The organism is Rhizobium sp. LjRoot98, assembly GCF_964252935.1.
Classification (GTDB): Bacteria; Pseudomonadota; Alphaproteobacteria; order Rhizobiales; family Rhizobiaceae; genus Pararhizobium.
On record NZ_CAXUPW020000010.1, the window covers coordinates 137,347 to 160,748 of the forward strand.

Consider the following 23,402-nt stretch of genomic DNA (forward strand, 5'->3'; position numbering starts at 1 on the left):
AGAGCACATTGTTTTTATGGCTGCTTTCGACCGCCATGCCAACCCGCAACCGTGATAAAATCGACTGGCTGCGGCAATTCGTTGCCGGGTGTGCCGTGAAATCACAGTGCAGCGTCCGGTCGTCACGTGCCCGGTCAATTTGTGTTTGGAAACATCAGGCCGTGATTTTTGTAACGAAATGTAGGATCGATGTGGCGGGAAATATTTCGACACTGAAAACGGCCCGGGGCAGCGGCCGTGGTACGTGCGTTTTTCCTTGCTGCTGATATAAACACGGCATGGATACAATACCGCACATTCTTGTCGTCGATGATGATCCGGAGATTCGTCGGCTGCTTGGGAAATACCTCGACGGCCAGGGCTTTCGCATCAGCCTGGCCGGCAGCAAGGGCGAATGCGAGGCCAAGCTGGCTGAGCTGAAGATCGATCTTCTGGTCCTCGATGTCATGTTGCCGGATGGTTCCGGGCTTGATCTTTGCCGTTCATTGCGGGGAAGGATGCCGCAATTGTCGATCATCCTTTTGACGGCGCTAAAGGAAGATGTCGACCGAATCATCGGGCTTGAATTCGGTGCCGACGATTATCTCGGAAAGCCGTTCAATCCGCGCGAACTCTCTGCCCGTATCCGCGCCGTGCTTCGCCGTGGCCGCGCCGAGCCGACACCCACGGGCAGCCGGCAATATGTGTTTGCCAACTACATCGCCGATATCGAAAGCCGCACCTTGCACGCGCCTGACGGTAGTGCCGTCGACCTGACGGGCGGCGAGTTCGAGTTGCTGGTGGTGTTTCTCCAGCGTCCGGGCCGTGTTCTGTCACGCGATTCGCTGCTTGACCTGACGCAGGGCCGGACGGCCGATCCTTTCGACCGGTCGATTGATATCCTGGTCAGCCGTCTGCGCCGCAAGCTGGGCGATGCCAGCGTGTTCGCCATGCTGAAGACGGTGCGCAACAAGGGTTATCAACTCGCAGTTCCCGTTGAGCGGAGCAACTAGATGCTGTCGCTCCGCACGCGGTTGACGGCGCTGCTGATCATCTCGGTTGTTCTGGTACTGGTGATTGCTGCCGTCATCACGGCGTGGCTGCTGCGGAAACCACCGGAGGTCATGTACGACCGCGTTCTTGCCGAAAAGGCCGAGTTCGCACTTCTTCTGCTTCGTGCCGACCCGTTGGCAGCGCAGACGCTGCATATTGCAATTCAAGAAAAACCGGCGAAAGACCGCATCGATCAGGAGCGCACGGAGAATATCCTCGCAGAGGGCCGCCGGCAGGGTTACACCGCCGATGTCGTCGTGTTGAAGAGCTTCAATCCGCATCGCTGGGATATCGCCATCCGGCTGGATGATGGCCGATGGGCTTATCTGGACTTCCCCGACCCCGCTCCTTTTCCCTATCTGCCACTGGCGGCCTACCTGGCGTTGGTCGCGATCGGCATGACCGGCATTTCGGCCTATGTCAGCAATGTGATGATGAGGCCCCTGCGCATTCTGGATGAAACGATTGCCAAGATCCGCCCTGATGGCATTATTCCGGAGCTGCCGGAGACCGGGCCGATGGAGGTTCGCACCACTGCCAAGACCATCAACCGGTTGGCAACACGTCTCAATGCGGCAGTTTCCAGCCGTATGCGCATGATTGCCGCCGCAGGCCACGACATGCGCACGCCCATGACGCGTATGCGCCTTCGCGCCGAATTCGTCGGCGATGGCGATGATAGACAGTCCTGGCTGAAGGATCTCGACGAACTGGATCACATCGCCGACAGTGCTATCCGGCTGGTGCGCGAGGAAATCAGTCCGGCCGCGCAGGAGCAGGTATCGCTGGATGCAGTCCTTCGCTCCGTCGCCGAGGAGGTTCGCGAGACGGATCTACTCGTAGAGCAGGGAGCGATCGTACCGGTCCTGGTCAAGGGCGCGCCGTTTGCCCTGAAACGCGCGCTGCGTAACCTAGTGGTAAATGCTGCCACGCATGGTCTTGGTGCCCGCGTTTCGCTGGCCAACTATGGCGAAGAGGCGGTCTTGACGGTTATGGACCGCGGCCCCGGTATTCCGCAAAATCTGCTTGATCGTGTCTTCGAGCCGTTCTTTCGCGTTGACCAGGCCAGACGGCAGATCGTGCCGGGCGCCGGTCTCGGCCTCGCCATTTCGCAGGAAATCATTGAAAATCATGGTGGCACCATCACCATCGTCAACCGCCGGGAGGGTGGCCTGCTGCAGACCGTACGCCTGCCGCTGTGCAAGCCACATCAGGACTAATCGAACCACCTGCGCTCCGGGATGATGCGTCCAGCCAATCGCGGTCAGGGATCGGCTGTCGCATCGGGCTTGGCAGCCAGCGACGGAGCGAATACCGTTTCTGACCGGTAGGCGCGGGCATCAGCATTGCCTTTGTGATGCTGCCCAGCGTGCAAGATATGAGGCCAGCGCCAAGCCGCACTTTCATTCCCTCACAGCACACCGATGAACTCCTCACAAGCCACTGATGAGCATAAAAAAGCGCGACCGATTGAAATGGCCGCGCTTGATTGGTCTGGCTATTCGGACCTGCCGGTATCGGCAGGCTTCCGGCTTACTGTCCGATGGCCTGGATACCCGCGCCACCACCGATGGCAATATTGAGAGCAACGTAATTGTTGGACAGGTTGCGGATGCTGGCTGCAAGCGCGATGCGGGAGTTCGCAAGGTTGCGTTCCGCGTCGAGAACGTCGAGCAGCGATGTTGCGCCGCCCTTGTAGCTTTCGCGGGCCAGACCCAGGGCTTCCTCGTAGGAATCCACGACCTTACGCAGGGCTACTACCGTCTGATAGTTGTTTCGGAGGCCGACGAGCGCGTTTTCGACTTCCTCGATCGCGTTCAGAACAGTCTGCTTCCATGCAAGGTACTGCTGTTGTGCGCCGGACTTGGCGATATCGACATTGGCCTTCAAACGGCCGCCATTAAAGATCGGAATGTTCAGGCTTGGGCCAAAGGACCAAGTGCTAAGGCCCCCTGCGACCGTCGAGACGATCCGCGCGCCATCGATCGAACCGCTCAGGCTGAGGCTTGGGTAAAGCTGAGCCTCAGCAACGCCGATCTGGGCAGTCGCCGCAGCCAGCAGGCGTTCGGCTTTGCGGATGTCGGGGCGGTTGCGCACGAGATCAGCCGGAATGCCGATCTTGGTGTTATAGCGCGGCGAAGGCTGCGATGCGCCGTTGCGCAGGCTTGCCGTGACGGTTGTCGCGGGCAGTCCGAGCAGCGTGGCGATGTGGTTTGCCGCCTGGTTGAAGCCGGTCTGGTAACCCGGCAATTCCGCGAGGGTGGTGTTCACGAGGCCTTCGGCCTGAACGACGTCGAGGCTGGACGCTGCGCCCGCTGCCTTGATGTCATTCGTCAGCTTCAGTGTTTCGCGCCGCGATGCCAGACTCTTCTGCTGCAGCGCATAAGCTTCCTGGTTGTAACGCGCCTCGATGTAAGACGTGGTCAGATCGGACAGATAGGCCAGGCGGGCAACGTTGACGTCGGCATAGGCGGCATCAAGCGAAGCATTGGCCGATTCCTTGGCGCGTGCATACTGGCCAAACAGATCGATCAGCCAGGAAGCATCGCCGCCGCCGCCGATCGTCTTTGTTTCGCTATGGTCGCCCTGGCCGCTCTTGCGCCGGGTAGAGCCATCCTGGCCCGCAACCGTTGCAGAACCATTCGCATTGATCTGCGGCAGGCCGCCGGATGCTGCGACGATGACATTGGCGCGGGCTTCAACGATGCGCTCGATCGACTGCTGGACGTCAAGGTTCTCGCCCAGGCCCTGTGCGACGAGGCCGTTCAATTTCTTGTCGCGGAAGGCTTCCCACCATGGCTTCAGCGTCACGTCCTCTGCTTCCGCCTTGCCTCCCTCCGAGAATTTCGCCGGCACCGCGGCATTCGGAGATTGATAGTTAGGACCGACAACGCAGCCCGAAAGAAGAACGAGGCTCAAGGGAAAGAGCACTTTAGCAATTTTCATCTGGGTCCCCATCCGGCCCGAGCGGGTCGGTAATAAACGATTCATACTTTTCGTCTTTAACATTTTCCGCGCCGCATGCGAGGGAACAATTGCAAAGATGGCCCTGAAATGGACTTTCCCCAGCTTTGGTGTTTCCTAAGTGCCACGGCTTGGACGTTGTAGCTGTGATTTCAAGGGCGCCTGACAAAAAATTGCCCGTGCGAATCACGCTGATTCCAGCAGTGTGCCTGCGTGAATGTTAACAATTTGCTGACCCTTAAAGGGTGTGCATGTCTGACGTTTGTCGGTGGCGTGTCGAATTGTTTCCAGCGTGCGTGGCCCACGGGCCAATGCGGGCGGACATGAGAAATCCGGTGATGAACCGGCGAACCAAGCGTGTCTCACGAGAAGGCAGGTGTCATGCGCATGATGCGGCACGGTGCTTTCCTGAGTTAAGCCGCCAGCCATCGGCGCTCGCGGGCAAAGTTTGCGAGGTCTGTCGCGCTCATCGGTCTGGCGAAGGCATAGCCTTGCAGCCCGTGACACCCCAGATCCTTCAGAATTCGGGCATGCTCCATGGTTTCGACGCCCTCGGCGATGACGTCGATACCGAGCGATATGCCGATGTCGATGATTGAGGCCACCAGCTGGCGCTGTGTGGTCGAGGTCAGGATCGGGATCACCAGCTGCCTGTCGATCTTGAGGCGGCGCGGGGTGAGCTTCAAAAGGCTGACAATGGAGGCATATCCGGTGCCGAAGTCGTCTATTTCGATATCGATGCCGAGATTTTTGATCTGCTCGATATTGGAAAGCACGGTCATGTCGCTTTCGTCGAACGAGATGGACTCCAGCAGTTCGAACGAGATCTTACCGTGCGGAATAGCCATCTGATTGAGGCGATCGATCAGCTTTTCATCATGCAGGCGATGATAGGAAAGATTGACGGACACTTTCGGGATATGGATGCCGCTGGCTTCCCACCGCATCGACTGGAACAGCGCCTGCTCAAGGATACGCTGGTCGATCTCCGAAAGCACATTGATGTCTTCGGCCGTCTTCAGAAAGGCGTATGGCGCCAGCAGTCCCTTGGTAGGGTGGTCCCAGCGGGCCAGCGCTTCGACCCCGATGATATCCAGAGTGTTCGGACAGAACTGCGGCTGGAAATGCGCGATGAACTCATTCTGCTCGAGACCGCGCAGGATTTCATCTGCCGTCTGTTTCGTCTTGAAAACAGCCGTCTTCAGGGAATGCGTGAAGAACTCATAGCGGTTGCGGCCGCGGCGCTTTGCTTCGTAAAGCGCGATATCGGCGTTGACCAGAACCTGGCTCAGTTCCTCCTCTTGCCTTGCCTGATGGGCAATGCCGATGCTGACGCCTATACGGCATTCCTGTTCCTTGTATCGGACCGGTATGCTCATCGCATCGATGATCCGTTGGGCGAGCTCAGCTTCATGAGCCTCTATCCCGGTCTGGCGTGAAATGATGACGAACTCGTCTCCACCGATGCGGCCAACGAAATCGTCGCCGCTGGTGTTGGCGCGAAGGATCTGGGCTGCATGCTTGAGGATTTCGTCGCCAGCCGCATGGCCGAGCGTGTCGTTGATTTCCTTGAACCGATCGAGATCGATATGGAAGATGCTGGCGAGACCCGGTCTCGTCTCGTCGGCGTGTTTTTTTGCCAGAATTTCGTCAAGGTATCGGCGGTTCGGCAGCGCTGTCAGTGGATCGTGCAGAGCATTGAATTCCATCCGGTGCCGGGCTGCTTCCAGTTCGGCACTGTGGGCTTCGGCTTGTCCTTTGGCGGCTTCAAGCCGCTCGGTCTTTTCGACGTCGGTGGTTACATCCCAGTTGACGCCGACGATCTTCTCATTGCCGCCAGCGCCAATATAGGTGGAGCCGACCGTCCGGATATGCCTGACGCGGCTGCCCGGAAGGCGGATGCGAAATTGCGAAACGTAGCTCGCACCGTGGTGCAGGGCATTGCTGAATTCCTGTTCGGCGCGCTGCAGATCATCCGGATGCAGGGCGTCCCGCCAATCCTCGTAGACTTCACTGGCGTTCTGCCGCAGACCGTACAATTCCTTCATGCGGTCGTCCCAGAGAAGTTTACCGGAGGCGATGTCGAGCTCCCAGATGCCGATCTGTGAGGCATCGAGCGCAATCTTCAACCGGTGGGACAGTTCCTGGAGCTGATCCTTGTTGTTTTGAAGGACCTGGATATTACGTTTGCGTTCCTCGATCAGCCGCCCGCTGATGAACATCGGCACGAGGATGAAGAGGCCGCCGATAAGGATGAGGGTGCGGATGAACCAGGCGTTCGGAGGGGTATCGACCCACCCCCCTTTTGGCACTGCACTGATCATCCAGGATCCACCCGGCAGAAACAGGCTTACTTCGACAGGGTCGGCTGCCTTGACCGCGCTATTGCCGAAAAACAAGGCGCCATCTTCACCCAAGCCGTCGCGGCCGGAAATCGCCACGTCTATATCAAGTGCGGCTGAAAGAAGCCCGCTGTCCTGATAGAGCCGCTCCACGTCGATGACTGCGGAGACGACACCCCAGTAGCGGTTCGAGGCGCCGCCATATGAGATGGCCACAGGAAAGCGGCCGATCAGGCCTTGACCGCCCTGCACAAGATCCAGGGGGCCAGCAAGAACCATCTTGCCCAGCTCACGAACCTTGAGCGCTGCGGCGCGCTGATTGCTGTTCTTGCGGTAGTCGAGGCCGAGGGCCTTCTCGTTGCCTTCGAGTGGGTAAACGAGGGAGACGATCAGGTTGGGGGCGGCCGCGATGTTGCGCAAGCGCGAACGCTCATTGAAGATGTTGCGCGCCAGTTCGGAGAACCGTTTCTGGTTCATGCCCGGTTCCGTGGAGATCGCAGCGATCAATCCACGCACGAGTTGAATGTCGCCATTGATGTTGGCTTCGAGCTTCGAGCGGATCGGGTTGAGCTCCGCAATAACCGCCTCCCGCATCTTTGCCGCATGAACTGCGCGGTTCTGCTGTTCAGCAAACAGGCCGGTTGCGATCACCACCATCAACGCGACGTAGGTCGGCATGTAGTTCGGTTTGAGAAACCGAACTATTGTTGACTTTCTGAGCGCATTCGACAGTCCCGAAAACACGTGATCTCCAATGCTGTTCACTATTCGACAGCAATTGGACCGGATTGTCGCAAAGGCGTCTTAACAAGATGTGCTTCGAGGCCCCGTCAATTCTAGCGTTCTATTCGGATTTTTTCCTTTTTGGCAGGTTCTTGCGGTCGGTTTCCGCAAGCTCTTTCAGCTCTTTTTCCGACATGGATTTTTCCATGCTCTTGGAAGCGCCCTGGAGTTCGGATTTTTTCATGTCGCCGCGCTTGGCGGACAATGCGACACCGGCGGCTTTTTGCTGGGCTTGGGATTTTGCGGGCATCGACTTACTCCTTCGGTCGGATGCCTGTTTAACAACCGTCTTCTAGATTGGTTCCGCAGGGCTTGCCACATTGATTTCAGGAGTGCCAATCATTGCCAGCAATGTCTCCAACCGGTCAGCATCGCGCGGCAGTTTGTCGGTTCGCAGCCGCGAGATGCGCGGGAAGCGCATGGCAACACCGGACTTGTGCCTGCTGGAGAAATTGATACCCTCAAATGCGACCTCGACAACGAAGCCGTGATCTGGCTCCGCCCGGATCGACCGCACCGGGCCGAAGCGCTCGATAGTGTTATTGCGCACGTAGCGGTCCAGCACCTCAAGCTCTGCATCGGTGAAACCGAAATAGGCCTTGCCGACGGGCACCAGAACATCCTTGCCTTCACTCTCCGTCCAGACTCCGAAGGTGAAGTCGGAATAGTAGCTGGACCGTTTGCCGTGGCCGCGCTGGGCATACATCAGCACCGCGTCGATATTATAGGGCTCGCGTTTCCACTTGAACCAAGGCCCCTTCGAGCGTCCAGACGTATAGGACGAATCCAGGCGTTTCAGCATGATGCCCTCGATCACCGGATCCGGCGGCTCCTTGCGTAGGCGATCGAGTTCCTCCCAGCTCGAAAACGGGACGAGCGGCGAGAGATCGAAATGCGAGGGGGCGGCCTTTTCGATCAGGGCCGAAAGTGCTGCGCGCCGGGTCAAAAAGCTTTCCGGACGCATATCGCGCGACCCGGAAAACAACAGGTCGTAACCGCGAATGAAGGCCGGATAGTCTTCCAGCATTTTTCGTGTCACGGTCTTGCGGTTCAATCGTTGCTGCAGATCGGAGAATGTCCGCGTTGCGCGGTTGGTGCGCATGGTGCCGCCGACAAGAAGCTCGCCATCGATGATACCCTCGAAATCCGCAGCCTCAAGAATATCCGGAAAGGCACTGGAAATGTCGTCGCCGCTGCGTGAATAGAGCCGCCGCGTCCCGGCCAGATTGGCAAGCTGGACGCGGATGCCGTCCCATTTCCATTCGGCGGCAAAATCCTTCGGGTCGAGTGAAGCCAGATCATTGTCTCCAACCGGTGTTGCGAGCATCACGGCATGGAAAACCGCGGGCATATCCAGTTTGGGCTTGTCGGTCTTTCCGTCGAGCCATTGGAACAGCGACACATAGGGCGGGGACAGGCCATGCCAGAGCGTTTCGATCTCGGTGATATCGACATTGCCCATGTCGGCGAGGGCCTGCTTCACCAGCCGTGCCGAGACGCCGATGCGCAGGCCGCCGGTGATGAGCTTGAGGAAGGCAAACCGGCTTGACCCTTCGAGTTGATCAAGCAGATCGCGCACGAGGCCATGCACATTGGCTCGGCCGGCCGTTTCCAGCTGATGCATGACTGTGCCAAGCGATAGGTCGCTGGATGCTGGCTTTCCTGTGGCTGGCGGTTCCCAGACGAGCGAGATCGTTTCGGCGAGGTCGCCGACATAATCATAGGAATAGCGGAACAGCACCTCGTCCATGCGCTCCAGTACCAGTTGCCGCAGCACGTTCGGTTTCACGGCCTTCAAGGTCAGCGTGCCGGCGATGACGGCGAGCGCATAGCCGCGGTCGGGATCCGGTGCGTCGCGGAAATAATCCGCCATCAGCTTGATCTTGGCGTTGCGTTGTGGCGTGAGAACCAGGCGGTCGAGCAGTTCTGCGAAGGGACGCACCGGCTATTCTCCTTCGTCGTCGTAGCCGACCAGATGCAGCGGCCGGGCGGCGATACCCTGCAACTCGCACCAACGGACAAGGGCCTCTTCGCGGCCGTGCGTCACCCAGACCTCGGCTGGCTTGATCTCGTTGATTGTCGCGGTCAGTTCCGGCCAATCGCAGTGATCCGACATGATCATCGGCAGTTCGACGCCGCGCTGCTTGGCGCGTTGCCGCACCAGCATCCAGCCGGACGCGAAGATGGGCATGGGATCGGGAAAGCGCCTGGCCCATTTGTCGGCAAAGGCTGAGGGCGGGCCGACGACAACGGCACCGGCGAAGGACTGTTTGTCTTTCGCATCGATCGTGGCCGGCCGGAGATCCCCCAGTTGGATACCTTCGCTTTCATAATAATCGCAGAGCCTTGCTAAGGCGCCGTGAATGAAGATCGGTGCGTCGTAACCCGCTTCGCGCAGAAGCATGATGATCCGCTGCGCCTTGCCGAGAGCATAGGCGCCGACCAGATGGGCACGCTCGGGAAATTGTTTGAGCGAGGTCAACAGCTTGGCAATCTCGCCACGGTCATCCGGGTGGTGAAACACCGGCAGGCCGAAAGTTGCTTCGGTGATGAAGACATCGCATGGGACCGGCTCGAAGGAGAGGCAGGTCGGGTCGCGGCGGCGCTTGTAGTCGCCTGAGACGACGATGCGCATGCCACCTGCTTCAACGGCGATCTGTGCCGACCCGAGCACGTGACCGGCCGGATGAAAGCTGACGGTGACATCGCCGATCGTCGTGCGGGTACCGAGGACGGCTTCCTGCGTACTGACGCAGAATGTGTCGCCATAGCGGATACGCATGATCTCCAGCGTCTCGCGCGTCGCCATCACATGTGTGTGGCCGGCGCGCGCATGATCGGCGTGACCGTGGGTGATCAACGCCCGTTCGACAGGCTGGACGGGATCGATATAGAAGCCGCCCTTCTCGCAAAAGAGACCCTTGGGCGTCGGATAGAGCAGCGTTTCCGGTTTCATGCAGACGAAGATAGCTGGCAATTGCACGACTGCCAGCTATCGCAGCGAATTTTTCGAAATCAGGCTACCGGGTTGTGGCCGAGTGTCTTGGAAATCAGATCAAGCACGCCCTCGGCATCGACGCCGATGCAGATGTTCTGGCTTGGCAGGTTGTCCCAGTCGCTTGGCGGGAAAATATGATCGTCGGCCTTCTGGATGGTCTGGCCATCGGCAATGCCGCCGCAAACGACGCGGATCGCACCGCTGCGCAGGGTGAAGAGTTCCGGCGCCACGACATAGACACAGGCGCAGCTGTCATGCACGACCATACCGTCATCGACATGCTGTTCGTAGAAATCGATATAGAACTGCGAAATGTCCGACAGGAGCTTGGCGCGCTTGCCGCCGGTCGCAGCAATAGCTTCCAACCGCCCACGAGTCATGACGGTCTTCTCGGTTACATCAAGCCCGACGACGACCACCGGCCATGGGGCTGTCATCACCACGTCGGCGGCTTCCGGATCGCCATGGATATTGGCTTCGGCAGCCGGTGTGATGTTGCCGCGCATGTCGAAGGCACCACCCATGATGACGACTTCCTTGACCAGAACGGCGATATCTGGATCGTCGCGCAAGGCGAGCGCCAGATTGGTCATTCGGCCGACGGCAACAAGCGTTACCTCGCCGGGATTGGCGCGTACCATGTCGATGATGAAGCGATGGGCCGGACGCGGATCGCAGGCCAGATCGACCGTTTCTGGAACCCCGATATTGCCGAGACCATCATCGCCGTGGATGAAGGTTGGCCAGCCAACATGGGGCCGGGACGGGTCGAGCGTTTCGCCAAGCCCTTTGGCAACAGGCGCTGCAATATCCCATTGCTGCTTCAGATAGAGCGCGTTGCGAGTCGTCGTTTCGATCGAGGCATTACCGAAAACGGAGGTGATGCCGATCAGGTCGATATCCGGGTGATTATGCAGGAACAACAGGGCCATCGCATCGTCGACGCCGGGATCCGTATCAAAAATTACCTTATGCATGATGTGTTCTTTTCTTTGTTTTGAAAGCCGGCCGCAGCTTGCTGAAAGGGGTGACGTCCAGCGTTGTGTCACTTTTAGCGGTGCGGCGGCCAAGAGCAACCCATTTTCCGGGCCATGGGAGGTGGAGTGCCAAAACAAGGCAAATCCGTATCCTGCCGCGAAATAGGGCCAGCAGGCTTAAACTTTCCGAAACGTCGCCGCGATAGGATGGGGGCTCAATCAATAGGTGGGGCCGTTCCTGCATCCGCGCAGACGCGCGGTGGCAGGCAAGGGAGTTTCAAGCTGATGACGGAACAGCGTACGTGAAGTCGGTCTTTAAAAAGATACGTCTCCCCCGCAAGGTGATGTTCCTCATTACCGGCATTCTCGTGCTGTCGGGTGCGTCCGGCGCCTATGCCGTCTATTCCGGCAAGGAAACCTTTCTCGGCATGGCCGGACCGCAAAAGCCCTCAACTTCGGGCCTGGCCTGCACCACGATCGAAACCCTGAAGATGCGCCGCAATGGCCAACGTTGGATTCGCAAATATGTGAGCACGGAATCTGCAGGCGGTGTCGATCGTGTCCGCACTGCATTGCGCATTACCGGCCTGTTGGCCAAGGAAGAGCAGGCCGATCTCTATCAGGTAGTTGTGCTTGATTCCGCCGGACCGTCAGATCGTGCCGATCGGCGCGGCGCGGCCATCGGCGCCCAGGTCCTTTTCGCGCCTGATCCATCCAAGCTGCCGGGAATGAGCACGCCATTTACGGCCCGTTATACGGAGGCGAAGGCAAACACCGTCGGTCTGTTCTATGGTGCCGAAGTGGCTCTCTCGACCGACGACATCAAGACCACGTTGACGGCAATGGACGACAAGTCGGATTGTTTCGATCCGGTCGCGGCCGCTGCTGCGGCAGTGCCTGGGGCTGCCGGATCAAAGAGCGGCGACCACGGTGAAGCGCCGGCTGCTGCGCACGGAGAGGAAGCAGAGAGTGGCGAGGCGCCTGCTACGCATGCCGAGGAAGGAGCCGCGCCGGAACATGACGCCGAGGCTACGGCGGAGCAGGGCGCGGTAAAGCCTGAGGAAAAAGGTTTCTTCGGCTCCATGCTGGCCATGGTGCTCGGCGGAGATGGCGAAAAGCCATTGGAATCCGCGATGGAAAAACCCGCCGAACGCCCAGCAGAAGAACCTGCAGGGCACTGACGGGCTTTCAAACAGCGCGCTGCCGGCCATCCGGATCAGACGATGGCGTTGCCGGCAATGACGGCGAGAACCACGAAAATCAGGAAGATGATCACGGCGATGGCGAACAGCACGCGCGCGATCGTCGCGGTTGCGGCCGAAACGCCTGAAAAACCGAGAAAACCGGTAATCAGCGAGATGACCAGGAAGATGAGCGCCCATTTCAGCATGGAGGGGGTCCTTTTCAGATTCTGCGGACATAGACGCGCAGGAGCCTGAAAAGTTCCGTCGGCTGACAAGAACGCGCCATCCGGTTTAGCGAATGGCGCGTCCCTAGCGTTGTCTCAGTCCGCCTTGTTGCGGCGGGCCGGGAAGAGGATGATGTCGCGGATCGACGGCGCGTTGGTGAGCAGCATGATCAGGCGATCGACACCGATGCCGAGACCGCCTGCGGGCGGCATGCCCTGGTCGATCGCATCGAGGAATTCGTCGTCCAGCTGCTTGTCCTTCTCACCGCGGGCATGCGCCTGCTCGAGCTGCTCGACCATACGCCTGCGCTGCTCTTCCGGATCGTTGAGTTCCGAAAACGCATTGCCCAGCTCCCAGGCGTTGCAATAGGTCTCGAACCGTTCGACTAGGCGTGGTTCGCCCGGCACTTCCTTGGCGAAGGGCGAGATATCCTTCGGGAAATGCGTCACGTGTGACGGCTGGATCAGCGTGCCTTCGACCTTTTCTTCGAAAATGAAGGCCAGGCATTCGCCCCAGGTCGCGTCCTTCTCGACTTCAAAACCGGCAGCCTCGGCGGCAGCGCGGGCTTCCTCGTCGGTTTTCATCGCCAGGAAGTCGATACCGGTCGCTTCCTTGACGGCATCCGGCATAGGCACGCGCTTGAACGGCCCCTTGAAGGAGATTTCCTTGTCGCCGAACATGAATTCGGTCGTGCCATGGATCGACATCGCGAGCTTGGAGAACAGCCGCTCGACGAGGTCCATGACGTCCTCGTAGTCGGCATAGGCCCAGTAGCATTCCATCATGGTGAATTCAGGATTGTGCCTTGTGGAAACGCCTTCGTTGCGGAAGTTGCGGTTGATTTCGAACACCTTGTCGGTCAGGCCCGACACCAGCGTGCGCTTCAAATACAGTTCCGGCGCGATGCGCAGATACATGTCGAGCTTCAGCGTATTGTGGTGCGTCTTGAAAGGTTCGGCCGTTGCGCCGCCGTAGACCGAATGCAACATCGGCGTTTCGACTTCCATGAAACCGTCGTCTTCCATGAAGCGGCGAATACCGGAAACGATCTTCGAACGCTGCTGGAAGCGGAGCTTGGACTCCTCGTTGGTCATGATGTCGAGGTGACGCTTGCGATAGCGCTGCTCGATGTCGGACAGGCCATGCCACTTCTCCGGCATCGGCAGCAGCGACTTGGTCAGCATGGTGATTTCTTGCGCGTTGATCGAGAGTTCGCCGCGCTTGGTGCGGCGCACCACGCCGGTGACGCCGATGATGTCGCCGAGATCGATCATCGGCAGCATCGCCCGGGCTTCTTCCGGCGTCGTGTCCTTGTGGGAGAAAATCTGGATCTTGCCGCCGGCATCATGGATATCCATGAACATGCCAGAATTGCGCGAGGAATAGACGCGCCCGGCAACCGTGACGACATCTTCGGTCACCACGTCTGCTTCCAGGTTCTCGTATTTCGCCGCAAGCTCAGCATTGGTGATCGTGCGGTGGAAATGCGCCGGATAGACGTCGCCGATCTTTTCGCGCAGCATTTTCAGCTTCTGGGCGCGCACTTCGGTGACATCGGAGGAGAGGGCGGTTTCGGTCTTTTCGGTCATGGGGCTCGCCTTCTATGGGGCTTTTGTTCTCAAGGGTACTAGGGTCGAGGCCATTTCCTCTTCTCCCCACCGGGGAGAAGGTGGCCCGAAGGGCCGGATGAGGGGGGAGCCACAGACTTTTCAGCCTGCCGCACCACCCCCTCATCGCCTCGCATTCGCTCGGCACTTCTCCCCGCTGGGGAGAAGAAAGAGCCAGTCTTTATTTGCCGCTGCCTGCCATCGAGGCGGCAACCTGGCCTGCAACCTTCAAACGCTGGCGCACGACCGAGCGGCCGAGGATAGCCATTGAATCGAACAGCGGCAGCGAGCGGCTGGAGCCCGAGACCGCCACGAACAGCGGCGCCACTATGACCTTCAGCTTCTTGCCCATGCGCTCGGAAATCGCACGGAGTTCGGCTTCGATCGACTCGACGTTCCATTCGAGGATCTTTTCCAGATCCGGCTGGACCGTGTTGAAGATCTCGACCAGTTCTTCCGGGCTCGATTTGACCTTGGCAAAGGAGGCGGCGTCAAGCGACAGATCAGACTTGAACAGGAAGCCTGCCAGATCCGGCAGTTCGCCCAGCTTGGAAATGCGCGACTGCGAGAGCTTGAGGCCCTGCTTGATGCGGTCGTTTTCCATCGCCCAGGAAAGCACGCGGGCGGCGAACTCGTCTTCTGTCAAACCTTCGCGCAGCCAGCGGCCGTTCAGCCAATCCAGTTTCTGTACGTCGAAAATCGCGCCAGCCTTGGAGAGGTTGGCCGGATCGAATTTCTCCGCCAGCTGTTCCATGGTCAGCATTTCCTCGCCTTCGGCAATCTGCACGAAGAACAGGCCGAGGAAGTTCATCAGCGCTTCCGGCAGATAGCCGAGTGCTGTGTAATAGGAGATCGAGGTCGGGTTCTTGCGCTTCGACAGCTTCGACTTGTCATGATTGCGCATCAGCGACAGGTGCATGAAAACCGGCGGCTCGAGACCGAGATATTGATAGATCAGGATGTGCTTCGGTACCGAGGACAGCCATTCCTCGCCGCGTGCCACATGGGTGATCTTCATCAGATGGTCGTCGACGACATTGGCCATATGATAGGTCGGCATGCCGTCGGCTTTCAGCAGGACCTGCATATCGACTGCATCCCACGGAATATCGACTTCGCCATAGACGCCGTCGACGAACTTGCAGGAGCCTTCCGCCGGGATCTTCATGCGCACGACGGTCGGTTCGCCGGCAGCCATGCGTGTCGTCACTTCCTCTGCCGAAAGTGTCAGGCAGCGGCCGTCATACTTTGGCGGCTTGCCGGCGGCGCGCTGCGCCTCGCGCATTTCCGCCAGACGTTCGGGCGTGCAGAAACAGCGGAAACCGTGGCCGTTGGCAACGATCTTCTCGACGAAGGGCAGGTAGGTGTCCTTGCGGTCGCTCTGGCGGTAGGGGCCATAGGGGCCGCCGATATCCGGGCCTTCCGACCATTTCAGGCCGCACCATTTCAGGGCGTCCAGCACCTTGGTTTCGAATTCTGGGGTCGAGCGGGTCGCGTCGGTGTCCTCGATACGCAGGATGAACTCGCCACCCATCTTCTGTGCGAAAAGGTAGTTGAACAACGCGATATAGGCGGTGCCGACATGGGGTTCGCCGGTGGGGGAAGGTGCAATGCGCACCCGGACTGGTCTGTCTGTCATGATCCTGGCCCGTGCTTTACGTGCTTTCGGCCTTCCTGCCGGAAAGGAGACGTCCGGATGTGAAGGCGCATGCTTTTAAGGGAAGGAAATGCCCGATCGATGCCTGAAACGGCGGAAAATACCGGAAATTCCATATGGCTGGCGTGAGACCATATTCAAAAGGGCGCGTCAAGGAAAACTGCGTTTCCAGCCGTGGCCGGGAACTTTTCAAATGGCCGTTGACATCCGCGTGAAATCGATTTATTTAACCTTCAAGTTAATTAACTTGTTGGCTAAATAAAATGACCCAGGACCAACTGAGCACAACTCTTTCGGCGCTCGCCGATCCGACGCGCCGGGCAATTCTGGCGCGGCTGGCTTTGGGGGAGGCGTCCGTCAATGAATTGGCCGAACCGTTCGCGATGAGCCTGCCTGCCGTTTCCAAGCATCTGAAGGTGCTGGAGAAGGCGGGGCTGATCAGCCGGGGTCGCGAGGCGCAGTGGCGGCCCTGCAAACTGGAGGCGGGGCCGCTGAAAGACCTGAACGCCTGGCTCGATAACTACCGGCAATTTTGGGAGGAGAGTTTCGACAAGCTCGACCTCTATCTGCAAAAACTTCAAAAGGGAGATGGAAATGAACGCAAGAGCTGACGTGGTCCCGGCCGACAAAGCCAATCTTGTCCTTGCCCGGACATTCAATGCCCCTGCGGCGCTGGTCTACAAGGTCTGGACCGATCCGTATCATCTGGCACAATGGTGGGGGCCGCACCACTTTACCAATCCGGTCTGCGAGGTCGATCTGCGGCCTGGCGGCGTCATCCGCATCCACATGAAGGGGCCGGACGGTCAGATGTATCCGTCCAACGGCGTCTTCAAGGAAATCGTCGAGAACCAGCGCCTGGTCTTTACCAGCACCTATGACAGCGAAGACGGCATCACCATGCTCGAAGCGCTCAATACGGTGACGTTTACGGAGAAAGACGGCAAAACCGAGATGACCCTGCATGCGCAGGTGCTGAGGGCAACCGAAGCTGTTCTGCCCGCGCTCGACGGCATGGAAGAAGGCTGGAGCCAGAGCCTCGAAAAGCTCGCAGCCGTCATCGCCACCGTCACGGCTGCCTGAAATCCTTACTGCCCAACATGCCCCTGAAGCCCGCAACGGGCGCTTCAGGGGCGCTTATTCCCTTACACAACAGGACCCTGAATATGTTGAAAATTCTACTGATTGTTCTTGCCGTCATCGTCGTGCTTCTGCTCGCCGTGGTCGTCTTCGCATCCACCAAGCCAGACACATTCCATGTCGAGCGCAGTGTCACCATCAATGCCCCGCCCGAAAAGATTTTCCCGCTGATCAATGACTTCAAGCAATGGCAGGCCTGGTCACCCTATGAAATGAAGGACCCGGCCATGAAGCGCACCTATGATGGCGCGACAGGCGGTCAGGGCGCGGTTTACAGCTGGGATGGCAACAAGAATGTCGGCGCTGGCCGGATGGAAATCACTGAAGCGACACCATCCACCAAGGTACAGATCAAGCTCGACTTCATCCGTCCCTTCGAAGGCCATAACGTTGCTACCTTCGCGCTTTCACCCGCCACGCAAGGCACGACTGTGACCTGGGCGATGGATGGACCGAGCCCGCTGATCGCCAAAGTGATGGGTCTGTTCTTCAATATGGACACGATGATCGGTGGCGATTTTGCGCAAGGGTTGCAAAACCTCAAGGTGATTGCGGAAAAGTAACCGGCAAAAAGGGAACCATTGTTGGCGTGACCCGTTTCCTTGATGAGGAGTGCGGGCCGTGCCAACCGGACCCGAGGGAGATGGAGAACGCGGAGATTTTTCCGGTTTCTCTTCGCGGCCAACGAAATGGCAGGCGAGCTTCTTACCCCTTCGGCCTCGTTCCTCGAATGCCCATATGGAATTGCCCCGGGACAACAGTCCCGGGGCTTTTTTGATGGGCGCCTTCCAGCCGCAAACAAAAAAGGGAGCGCAGCCGGATGGTGCGCTCCCTGTTCAGTCGTCAATCAGGCGAATACCCGGTCAGTGTTTTGCGGCCTTGCCCTTCTGCCGCTTGTTGCGCGACAGCATGTTGAGCACCTCGACGAGCGCCGAGAAGGCCATGGCGGCGTAGACGTAACCCTTCGGCACATGCAGGCCCATGCCTTCGGCGATCAGCGTCGTGCCGATCATCAGAAGGAACGCGAGCGCCAGCATGACGATGGTCGGGTTCTTCTCGATGAAGCGGGCAAGCGGACCGGAAGCGACCAGCATGACGGTAACGGCAAAAACGACGGCGATAACCATGATCGGCAGATGCGGCGTCATGCCGACGGCAGTGATGATGCTGTCGACCGAGAAAACCAGATCGAGCAGCAGGATCTGGCCGATGGCGGCGCCAAAGCCGGTTGTCACCGAGCTGGCGATGAAATCTTGCTCATGATCGGCTGGATCCACATTGTGGTGGATTTCCTTGGTGGCCTTCCAGACGAGGAACAGGCCGCCGGCAATCAGGATCATGTCCTTCCACGAGAATGGATGGTCGAACACGGTAAAGACCGGGGTCGTCAGCTGGACGATCCATGCGATTGTGCCAAGCAGGCCCAGTCGCATCAGCAGGGCAAGGCCGATGCCGATCTTGCGTGCCTTTTCCCGATGTTCGGGCGGCAATTTGTTGGTCAGGATCGAGATGAAGATCAGGTTGTCGATGCCAAGCACGACTTCCATGACGATCAGAGTAATCAGGGCAATCCAGGCAGTCGGATCTTGCATCAGGAGCAAAATATCCTGCATCGGGGGCGGTTCCTTCCTCGGCAATCAGCGTGCATATGCGGGAACCCGCGCCGCCGGATGGCAACGCGGGTGTAATTGATGTTTCTTATGTATGCGGAAACGGCGGCAAGGCAAGCGCCGAGGGGTGTTCAATCGACCTGTGATACCGTTAACTCGCCACCGGAAGCCAGATTTCGGTGAGCCCCATACCCGTTCTCGGGTCAAACCGCTCGTCATAGCGTTCCATCAGATCGGGAAGTCCGGCATGCTTATAGCCGGATGTGGGCAGCCATTCGGTAAAGATCGCGTTGCAGGTTGCCTGGATGCCGGAAATATGGCCGCGATGGGCGAAGATTGCATAGGTCTGGGCGGGAAGTTTCAGAGTTTCAAAGCCTTCGGGCAGGTCGTCGGTGTCTCGAACCTCGACGGCGGTCATGTACTGAAAGCTGCTATCCTGTCCGTCTTCCTGCGTGCAGATGCCATAGGCGGCATGTCCGATCTGGCCGGTTATGCTGCCATCATGGGCGTTGAACCGCTGCCACTGCGAGGGGATGCCGGCATTGCCGCCGTAATTGTAGGTCTGCTGCAGGCCTGCCATCATCATGGTTGGCGTGGTTTCAAATCGCGGCTCGTCCAGTCTTGGAAGGGGTGCAGTGTTCATGCGAAGGGGCTCCATAAGATCGAGATCGCCAATATACCCTCTGTTGCGAACCTCTTCCGGTGTCGCGCCGAAATGCTCGCGAAAGGCACGGGTGAAGGCTTCATGCGAGCTGTAGCCCGCATCAAGGGCGACTGCGAGAATGCTGGAGGCGCCTTCGGCAAGGGAGAGAGCCGCGGTGCTCAAGCGCCGCGCCCGGATATAACCACTGATCGAAAATCCTGTCGTCAGGCCAAAGACACGCGACAGGTGATAGCGGGAAAGCCCCGCCGTCTCCGCGATATCTTCCAGTGAAATATCCCCGGCGTAATGGCTTTCGATAAACCACAGCGCCTTGCCAATCGCATTCATCCAACCTCCAACAGCAAGCCGGGTATGATCTTAACCGCGATCACGCATCTTCACTTGATCGCGTTTGCGCGATTGGTGCCGCAAATGCCCTTCAATCTTTTTCAGTATGCCGTGCTCCGTAAGCGGCCATGAAGACCCGGACGGCACCGCTGATAACCCGATCGATTTCCTCCGGCGGTGGTGCGGCCTCCATGGTTCCGAACAGACGGAACTTGAAGAAGCCGCCACTGGCGAGATCCAGAAACTGGCCTGCCGCCAGATCGAGGTCATCGATCTTGACGCTGCCGATATCGACCTGATGTGCGAGGAATTCCTGGAGGACCGTTCGCAGGTTTTCCGGCCCCTTGAAGAACCGCTGGCACAGAACCGGCATCCGATCGCGGACGCCAAGAACGGTGCGCATCGCGCTGATCACCTTTTCATCGGTCACGTGGGTTACGAAGGAGACGCCAAATTTATAAAGCCCGGCTTCGACATCCTCGTGAGCGGCCAGAACCGTGCGAACCGCTGCCAGAAAAAGTGCGCGCTCGTTTTCGATGATCGCCGAAAACAGGTCTTCCTTGTTCTGGAAGTAGACGTAGATCGTGCCTTTGGAAACGCCGGCTTCCCGCGTTATATCGTTCATGCTGGCGGAGGCGAAGCCGACGCTCATGAAAACGCGCTTTGCGCCTTCGATGATCTGTTCACGCTTTGCTGGGTCTTCGCCGGCGGCGCGGCGGCCGGAAAGGGCCTCACCCGGACAGTCTGCGGTAGCCGTTGTTTCTGCCAATTTGTCGTTACCTTCGGACATTTTTGTCTCATTGTTAACTTTTCGAACCGGTTGGTTCGATTTGACTTGATATGTGAGTAGTTTCGCATTAAGTCAAATCGAACTGAACGGTTCGGTTCGAATTTCTCATATCATGGCTGGTAGTGCAATATGTCAGTTTCAAGCAAGTCCGGTGCTGCCCATGTCCGCCCCGTCGGCGATGATTTCAAGGTGCCCGGCGAACAGATCGAAGCTCCTGAAGCCAAGAACGTGACGGAGCCCGCTGCCGAGCAGCAGGCGGCTCCTCAGGTTGCGGCTGTTGCTGAGCAGCCCGCGCCGAAGCGCCGCAAGCTGGTGTTTCCGGTCATCGTGATCGCTGCTTTGGCAGCCGGCGGCTGGTATGGCTACGACTGGTGGACCAACGGCCGCTTCATGATCTCGACCGACGACGCCTATATTGAGGGCGATATCGCGTCGATTTCGCCGAAGGTGTCCGGCTATATCGAAAAGGTCAATGTCATCGCCAACCAGCACGTCAAGGCTGGCGATCCGTTGATCACGCTCGACAAGGAAGATTACCGCATTGCCGCCGATCAGGCGCAGGCGCAGATCGATACGGAAAAACTGTCGCTGCAACGCTTCGACGCTCAGATCGCTGGTGCAAAGGCCAGCCTGCAGCAGGCAGAAGCGCAGAAAACCGCCCTTGAGGCGACCGTCCGTGGTGCCCAGATCACGCTCGCGCGTGCCAGTGACCTCCAGTCAAAGGCAGTCGGTACGGTCGCCTCCCTCGATGATGCCACGGTGGCACTCGATCAGGCCAAGGCCAATCTCATTGGTGGCGATGCGCAGATCGCTACGGCGAACGCCAACATCGCCGTTTTGGTTGCTCAGCGCGCCGAGGCCGAAAGCACCATCCGGACGCTCGAACTGGCCCGCGACAAGGCTCAGCGCGATCTCGGCTTCACGGTGCTGAAGGCGCCTTATGACGGTGTCATCGGCAATCTGTCCGTTCAGGATGGCGACCTCGTTTCCGCGGGTCAGCGTCTGGCGGCCCTGGTGCCGACCGAGCAGCTCTATATCGATGCGAACTTCAAGGAAACGCAGATCGCTCACATGGTGCCAGGCTCGAAGGTCAACATCCATGTGGATGCCTTCGACGAAGCGCCGATCGTCGGCACCGTGCAGTCGATCTCGCCGGCTTCCGGCTCGGTGTTCTCGTTGCTTCCGGCTGAAAATGCCACGGGCAATTTCACCAAGGTGATCCAGCGCGTTCCGGTTCGCATTGTCTTCCCGAAAGAGGTGCTGGACAGCGGCCGCCTTCGCGCCGGCTTGAGCGTCGTGGTCGATGTCGATACCCGCACCGCACCGAAGCAGGAAACCGCTGCGGCCAAGTGATCCGTATGCCGCGCCGTCAAGGCGCGGCTTCAGCGGTTTAGACAAAAACGTCCCGGGCCGATGTGCCGGGACCCTGTGATGCACCAGTTTTCATGATCATGATGGCTCCCACGTTCGTTTGAACGCGGTCACGCCAGGAGCAAAGCCGATGGCTGCCACTGCAACAGCGGGTACAATGCCGCTTCCTGCCGCCAAAGCGGAAGAGAAGATGGACCCGAAACGGCTGATCGCCTTTTTCGCGATGGTCTTCGGCATGTTCATGTCGATCCTCGACATTCAGATCGTCTCGGCCTCGCTGGCCGAAATCCAGGCCGGACTGTCGGCCGGCTCCGATGAAGTCGCCTGGGTGCAGACGGCCTATCTGATCGCCGAGGTCATCATGATCCCGCTGTCCGGCACCTTGGCCCGGATCGTTTCGACGCGTGTGCTGTTCTCGGTGTCGGCTGCAGGCTTTACGATCGCCAGCGCCCTCGCGGCGACGGCCACCAATATCGACCAGATGATCGTCTACCGGGTGCTGCAGGGCTTTATCGGCGGTGGCATGATCCCGTCGGTGTTCGCAGCTGCCTTCACGATCTTCCCGCCGTCAAAGCGCAGCATCGTCTCGCCGATCATCGGCCTTGTCGCGACGCTGGCGCCAACCATTGGACCGACCGTCGGCGGCTATCTCAGCCATGCCTTTTCCTGGCACTGGCTGTTCCTCGTCAATATTATCCCGGGCATCATCGTTACCATCGTAACCTGGAATTTCATCGATTTCGACAAGCCTGAGTGGGGCCTTTTCAAGAAGTTCGACTGGTGGGGCCTCTTGTCGATGGCGGTCTTCCTCGGCGCGCTGGAATATGTGCTGGAGGAAGGCAACAAGAACGACTGGTTCAGCGACGAATATATTCTCATCGGCGCGGTTGCATCGGCGATCGGTGCTGTGGTGTTCTTCTATCGGGCCTTCAAAGTCGAGTTTCCGGTGGTCGATTTAAGGGCTTTCTCCAATCGAAACTTCGCCTTTGGGTCGCTGTTCTCCTTCGTCATGGGGATAGGCCTCTACGGCCTCACCTATATCTATCCGCTCTATCTCGGCCGGATCCGCGGCTACGATTCGCTGATGATCGGCGAGACGATGTTCGTGTCAGGCCTGGCGATGTTCTGCACCGCGCCGATTGCGGGCAGGCTCTCCACCAAGGTCGATCCACGCGTCATGATGGCGATCGGTTTTGCCAGCTTTGCGTCCGGTACCTGGCTGATGAGCTCGATGACGGCGGACTGGGATTTCTATGAGCTTCTGCTGCCGCAGATCCTGCGTGGTTTCGGTCTGATGATGTGCATGGTGCCGATCAACAACGTTGCGCTCGGTACATTGTCGCCAGCCCGTATTCGCGGCGCGTCCGGCCTGTTCAACCTGACGCGTAATCTTGGCGGCGCCGTTGGTCTGGCTGCGATCAACACCATTCTCACGCAGCGCCAGGAAGAGCATTACGCCCGCCTGCAGGAACATGTGCAATGGGGCAACCCGGAAGCCATGGACCAGCTGAACAACATGATCGCCAAGTACAATTCGCATGGCCTCGACGGCGCGACCATTGCCATTCAGAAGCTGTCCGGGATGGTGACGCAGCAGGCGATGGTCATGTCATTCATCGATGTGTTCCTGATCCTCACCGCCCTGTTCGGTGCTTTGGTTTTCTGCGCCTTCCTGATCCAGAAGCCAGCGCCTGTGCCAACCGGAGCCGGTGGTGGCGGACACTAGCCGTT

The 23,402-nt window shown here is 58.8% G+C and carries 20 protein-coding genes; 8 read left to right on the forward strand and 12 right to left on the reverse strand.

What is annotated here, in order from left to right:
- Positions 1–278: 278 nt before the first annotated feature.
- Together ACSQ3J_RS25020 and ACSQ3J_RS25025 are read left to right on the forward strand one after the other, a co-directional pair.
- Complete coding sequence (locus ACSQ3J_RS25020) at positions 279–992, forward strand: response regulator (protein ID WP_060503053.1); 714 nt, start codon at positions 279–281, stop codon at positions 990–992.
- Positions 993–2,252, forward strand: coding sequence for an ATP-binding protein (locus ACSQ3J_RS25025; protein ID WP_060503052.1), 1,260 nt, complete (start codon positions 993–995; stop codon positions 2,250–2,252). It abuts the gene before it with no gap.
- Positions 2,253–2,565: 313 nt separating this feature from the next.
- On the opposite strand, the gene ACSQ3J_RS25030 is transcribed toward ACSQ3J_RS25025, so the two are convergent.
- The 6 genes from ACSQ3J_RS25030 to ACSQ3J_RS25055 all read right to left on the reverse strand — a co-directional run bounded on the left by ACSQ3J_RS25030 (position 2,566) and on the right by ACSQ3J_RS25055 (position 11,096).
- Positions 2,566–3,978, reverse strand: a complete 1,413-nt coding sequence (locus ACSQ3J_RS25030; protein WP_436040552.1) for an efflux transporter outer membrane subunit — start codon at positions 3,976–3,978, stop codon at positions 2,566–2,568.
- Positions 3,979–4,409: 431 nt separating this feature from the next.
- Complete coding sequence (locus ACSQ3J_RS25035; protein ID WP_060503050.1) at positions 4,410–7,016, reverse strand: bifunctional diguanylate cyclase/phosphodiesterase; 2,607 nt, start codon at positions 7,014–7,016, stop codon at positions 4,410–4,412.
- Between the two features lie 166 nt (positions 7,017–7,182).
- Positions 7,183–7,371, reverse strand: coding sequence for a DUF3008 family protein (locus ACSQ3J_RS25040; RefSeq protein WP_060503049.1), 189 nt, complete (start codon positions 7,369–7,371; stop codon positions 7,183–7,185).
- 42 nt (positions 7,372–7,413) lie between these two features.
- Positions 7,414–9,063, reverse strand: a complete 1,650-nt coding sequence (locus tag ACSQ3J_RS25045; RefSeq protein ID WP_060503048.1) for a cisplatin damage response ATP-dependent DNA ligase — start codon at positions 9,061–9,063, stop codon at positions 7,414–7,416.
- A gap of 3 nt (positions 9,064–9,066) precedes the next feature.
- Positions 9,067–10,077, reverse strand: coding sequence for a ligase-associated DNA damage response exonuclease (locus ACSQ3J_RS25050; RefSeq protein WP_060503047.1), 1,011 nt, complete (start codon positions 10,075–10,077; stop codon positions 9,067–9,069).
- Positions 10,078–10,136: 59 nt separating this feature from the next.
- Complete coding sequence (locus ACSQ3J_RS25055) at positions 10,137–11,096, reverse strand: nucleoside hydrolase (protein ID WP_060503046.1); 960 nt, start codon at positions 11,094–11,096, stop codon at positions 10,137–10,139.
- Between the two features lie 302 nt (positions 11,097–11,398).
- Here ACSQ3J_RS25055 and ACSQ3J_RS25060 point away from each other — a divergent pair, with 302 nt between their 5' ends.
- A complete protein-coding gene (locus ACSQ3J_RS25060) occupies positions 11,399–12,277 on the forward strand; it encodes a hypothetical protein (protein WP_244481983.1) in 879 nt (292 codons plus the stop codon).
- Between the two features lie 35 nt (positions 12,278–12,312).
- On the opposite strand, the gene ACSQ3J_RS25065 is transcribed toward ACSQ3J_RS25060, so the two are convergent.
- The 3 genes from ACSQ3J_RS25065 to gltX all read right to left on the reverse strand — a co-directional run bounded on the left by ACSQ3J_RS25065 (position 12,313) and on the right by gltX (position 15,751).
- A complete protein-coding gene (locus ACSQ3J_RS25065; protein WP_037100293.1) occupies positions 12,313–12,486 on the reverse strand; it encodes a DUF1328 domain-containing protein in 174 nt (57 codons plus the stop codon).
- Between the two features lie 114 nt (positions 12,487–12,600).
- Complete coding sequence (gene lysS, locus ACSQ3J_RS25070) at positions 12,601–14,094, reverse strand: lysine--tRNA ligase (RefSeq protein ID WP_436040553.1); 1,494 nt, start codon at positions 14,092–14,094, stop codon at positions 12,601–12,603.
- A 199-nt stretch (positions 14,095–14,293) separates the two neighbouring features.
- On the reverse strand, positions 14,294–15,751 hold the full coding sequence (gene gltX, locus ACSQ3J_RS25075) for a glutamate--tRNA ligase (RefSeq protein ID WP_436040554.1): 1,458 nt from the start codon (positions 15,749–15,751) through the stop codon (positions 14,294–14,296).
- 281 nt (positions 15,752–16,032) lie between these two features.
- Here gltX and ACSQ3J_RS25080 point away from each other — a divergent pair, with 281 nt between their 5' ends.
- The 3 genes from ACSQ3J_RS25080 (at position 16,033) to ACSQ3J_RS25090 (ending at position 17,472) form a co-directional block, all read left to right on the forward strand.
- Positions 16,033–16,380 carry a metalloregulator ArsR/SmtB family transcription factor gene (locus tag ACSQ3J_RS25080; protein WP_037100287.1) on the forward strand — a complete coding sequence of 116 codons (348 nt, stop codon included), beginning with the start codon at positions 16,033–16,035 and terminating at the stop codon, positions 16,378–16,380.
- On the forward strand, positions 16,364–16,852 hold the full coding sequence (locus ACSQ3J_RS25085; protein WP_436040555.1) for an SRPBCC family protein: 489 nt from the start codon (positions 16,364–16,366) through the stop codon (positions 16,850–16,852). The genes ACSQ3J_RS25080 and ACSQ3J_RS25085 overlap by 17 nt, the downstream gene beginning before the upstream one ends.
- Positions 16,853–16,935: 83 nt before the next feature.
- Positions 16,936–17,472, forward strand: a complete 537-nt coding sequence (locus tag ACSQ3J_RS25090) for an SRPBCC family protein (RefSeq protein ID WP_060503041.1) — start codon at positions 16,936–16,938, stop codon at positions 17,470–17,472.
- A 300-nt stretch (positions 17,473–17,772) separates the two neighbouring features.
- Here the strand turns inward: ACSQ3J_RS25090 and ACSQ3J_RS25095 are convergent, their stop codons facing one another.
- The 3 genes from ACSQ3J_RS25095 to ACSQ3J_RS25105 form a co-directional block, all read right to left on the reverse strand.
- A complete protein-coding gene (locus tag ACSQ3J_RS25095) occupies positions 17,773–18,522 on the reverse strand; it encodes a TerC family protein (RefSeq protein ID WP_436040556.1) in 750 nt (249 codons plus the stop codon).
- A 148-nt stretch (positions 18,523–18,670) separates the two neighbouring features.
- Positions 18,671–19,510, reverse strand: coding sequence for an AraC family transcriptional regulator (locus ACSQ3J_RS25100; RefSeq protein WP_436040557.1), 840 nt, complete (start codon positions 19,508–19,510; stop codon positions 18,671–18,673).
- Between the two features lie 91 nt (positions 19,511–19,601).
- Complete coding sequence (locus ACSQ3J_RS25105) at positions 19,602–20,300, reverse strand: TetR/AcrR family transcriptional regulator (RefSeq protein WP_436040558.1); 699 nt, start codon at positions 20,298–20,300, stop codon at positions 19,602–19,604.
- Positions 20,301–20,429: 129 nt separating this feature from the next.
- Here ACSQ3J_RS25105 and ACSQ3J_RS25110 point away from each other — a divergent pair, with 129 nt between their 5' ends.
- Together ACSQ3J_RS25110 and ACSQ3J_RS25115 are read left to right on the forward strand one after the other, a co-directional pair.
- The gene (locus ACSQ3J_RS25110) at positions 20,430–21,653 is read left to right on the forward strand and encodes an HlyD family secretion protein (protein ID WP_060503038.1); all 1,224 of its coding nucleotides are present in this window, start codon (positions 20,430–20,432) and stop codon (positions 21,651–21,653) included.
- Between the two features lie 148 nt (positions 21,654–21,801).
- Positions 21,802–23,397 carry a DHA2 family efflux MFS transporter permease subunit gene (locus ACSQ3J_RS25115; RefSeq protein WP_436040559.1) on the forward strand — a complete coding sequence of 532 codons (1,596 nt, stop codon included), beginning with the start codon at positions 21,802–21,804 and terminating at the stop codon, positions 23,395–23,397.
- The last annotated feature ends 5 nt before the right edge of the window (positions 23,398–23,402 follow it).

Coding starts and splice junctions, on each gene's coding strand:
- ACSQ3J_RS25020 (WP_060503053.1), top strand. CDS start 279: ATGGATACAATACCGCACATTCTTGTCGTCGATGATGATCCGGAGATT.
- ACSQ3J_RS25025 (WP_060503052.1), top strand. CDS start 993: ATGCTGTCGCTCCGCACGCGGTTGACGGCGCTGCTGATCATCTCGGTT.
- ACSQ3J_RS25030 (WP_436040552.1), bottom strand. CDS start 3,978: ATGAAAATTGCTAAAGTGCTCTTTCCCTTGAGCCTCGTTCTTCTTTCG.
- ACSQ3J_RS25035 (WP_060503050.1), bottom strand. CDS start 7,016: ATGCCGACCTACGTCGCGTTGATGGTGGTGATCGCAACCGGCCTGTTT.
- ACSQ3J_RS25040 (WP_060503049.1), bottom strand. CDS start 7,371: ATGCCCGCAAAATCCCAAGCCCAGCAAAAAGCCGCCGGTGTCGCATTG.
- ACSQ3J_RS25050 (WP_060503047.1), bottom strand. CDS start 10,077: ATGAAACCGGAAACGCTGCTCTATCCGACGCCCAAGGGTCTCTTTTGC.
- ACSQ3J_RS25055 (WP_060503046.1), bottom strand. CDS start 11,096: ATGCATAAGGTAATTTTTGATACGGATCCCGGCGTCGACGATGCGATG.
- ACSQ3J_RS25065 (WP_037100293.1), bottom strand. CDS start 12,486: ATGCTGAAATGGGCGCTCATCTTCCTGGTCATCTCGCTGATTACCGGT.
- lysS (WP_436040553.1), bottom strand. CDS start 14,094: ATGACCGAAAAGACCGAAACCGCCCTCTCCTCCGATGTCACCGAAGTG.
- gltX (WP_436040554.1), bottom strand. CDS start 15,751: ATGACAGACAGACCAGTCCGGGTGCGCATTGCACCTTCCCCCACCGGC.
- ACSQ3J_RS25080 (WP_037100287.1), top strand. CDS start 16,033: ATGACCCAGGACCAACTGAGCACAACTCTTTCGGCGCTCGCCGATCCG.
- ACSQ3J_RS25085 (WP_436040555.1), top strand. CDS start 16,364: ATGAACGCAAGAGCTGACGTGGTCCCGGCCGACAAAGCCAATCTTGTC.
- ACSQ3J_RS25090 (WP_060503041.1), top strand. CDS start 16,936: ATGTTGAAAATTCTACTGATTGTTCTTGCCGTCATCGTCGTGCTTCTG.
- ACSQ3J_RS25095 (WP_436040556.1), bottom strand. CDS start 18,522: ATGCAGGATATTTTGCTCCTGATGCAAGATCCGACTGCCTGGATTGCC.
- ACSQ3J_RS25100 (WP_436040557.1), bottom strand. CDS start 19,510: ATGAATGCGATTGGCAAGGCGCTGTGGTTTATCGAAAGCCATTACGCC.
- ACSQ3J_RS25105 (WP_436040558.1), bottom strand. CDS start 20,300: ATGTCCGAAGGTAACGACAAATTGGCAGAAACAACGGCTACCGCAGAC.
- ACSQ3J_RS25110 (WP_060503038.1), top strand. CDS start 20,430: ATGTCAGTTTCAAGCAAGTCCGGTGCTGCCCATGTCCGCCCCGTCGGC.
- ACSQ3J_RS25115 (WP_436040559.1), top strand. CDS start 21,802: ATGGCTGCCACTGCAACAGCGGGTACAATGCCGCTTCCTGCCGCCAAA.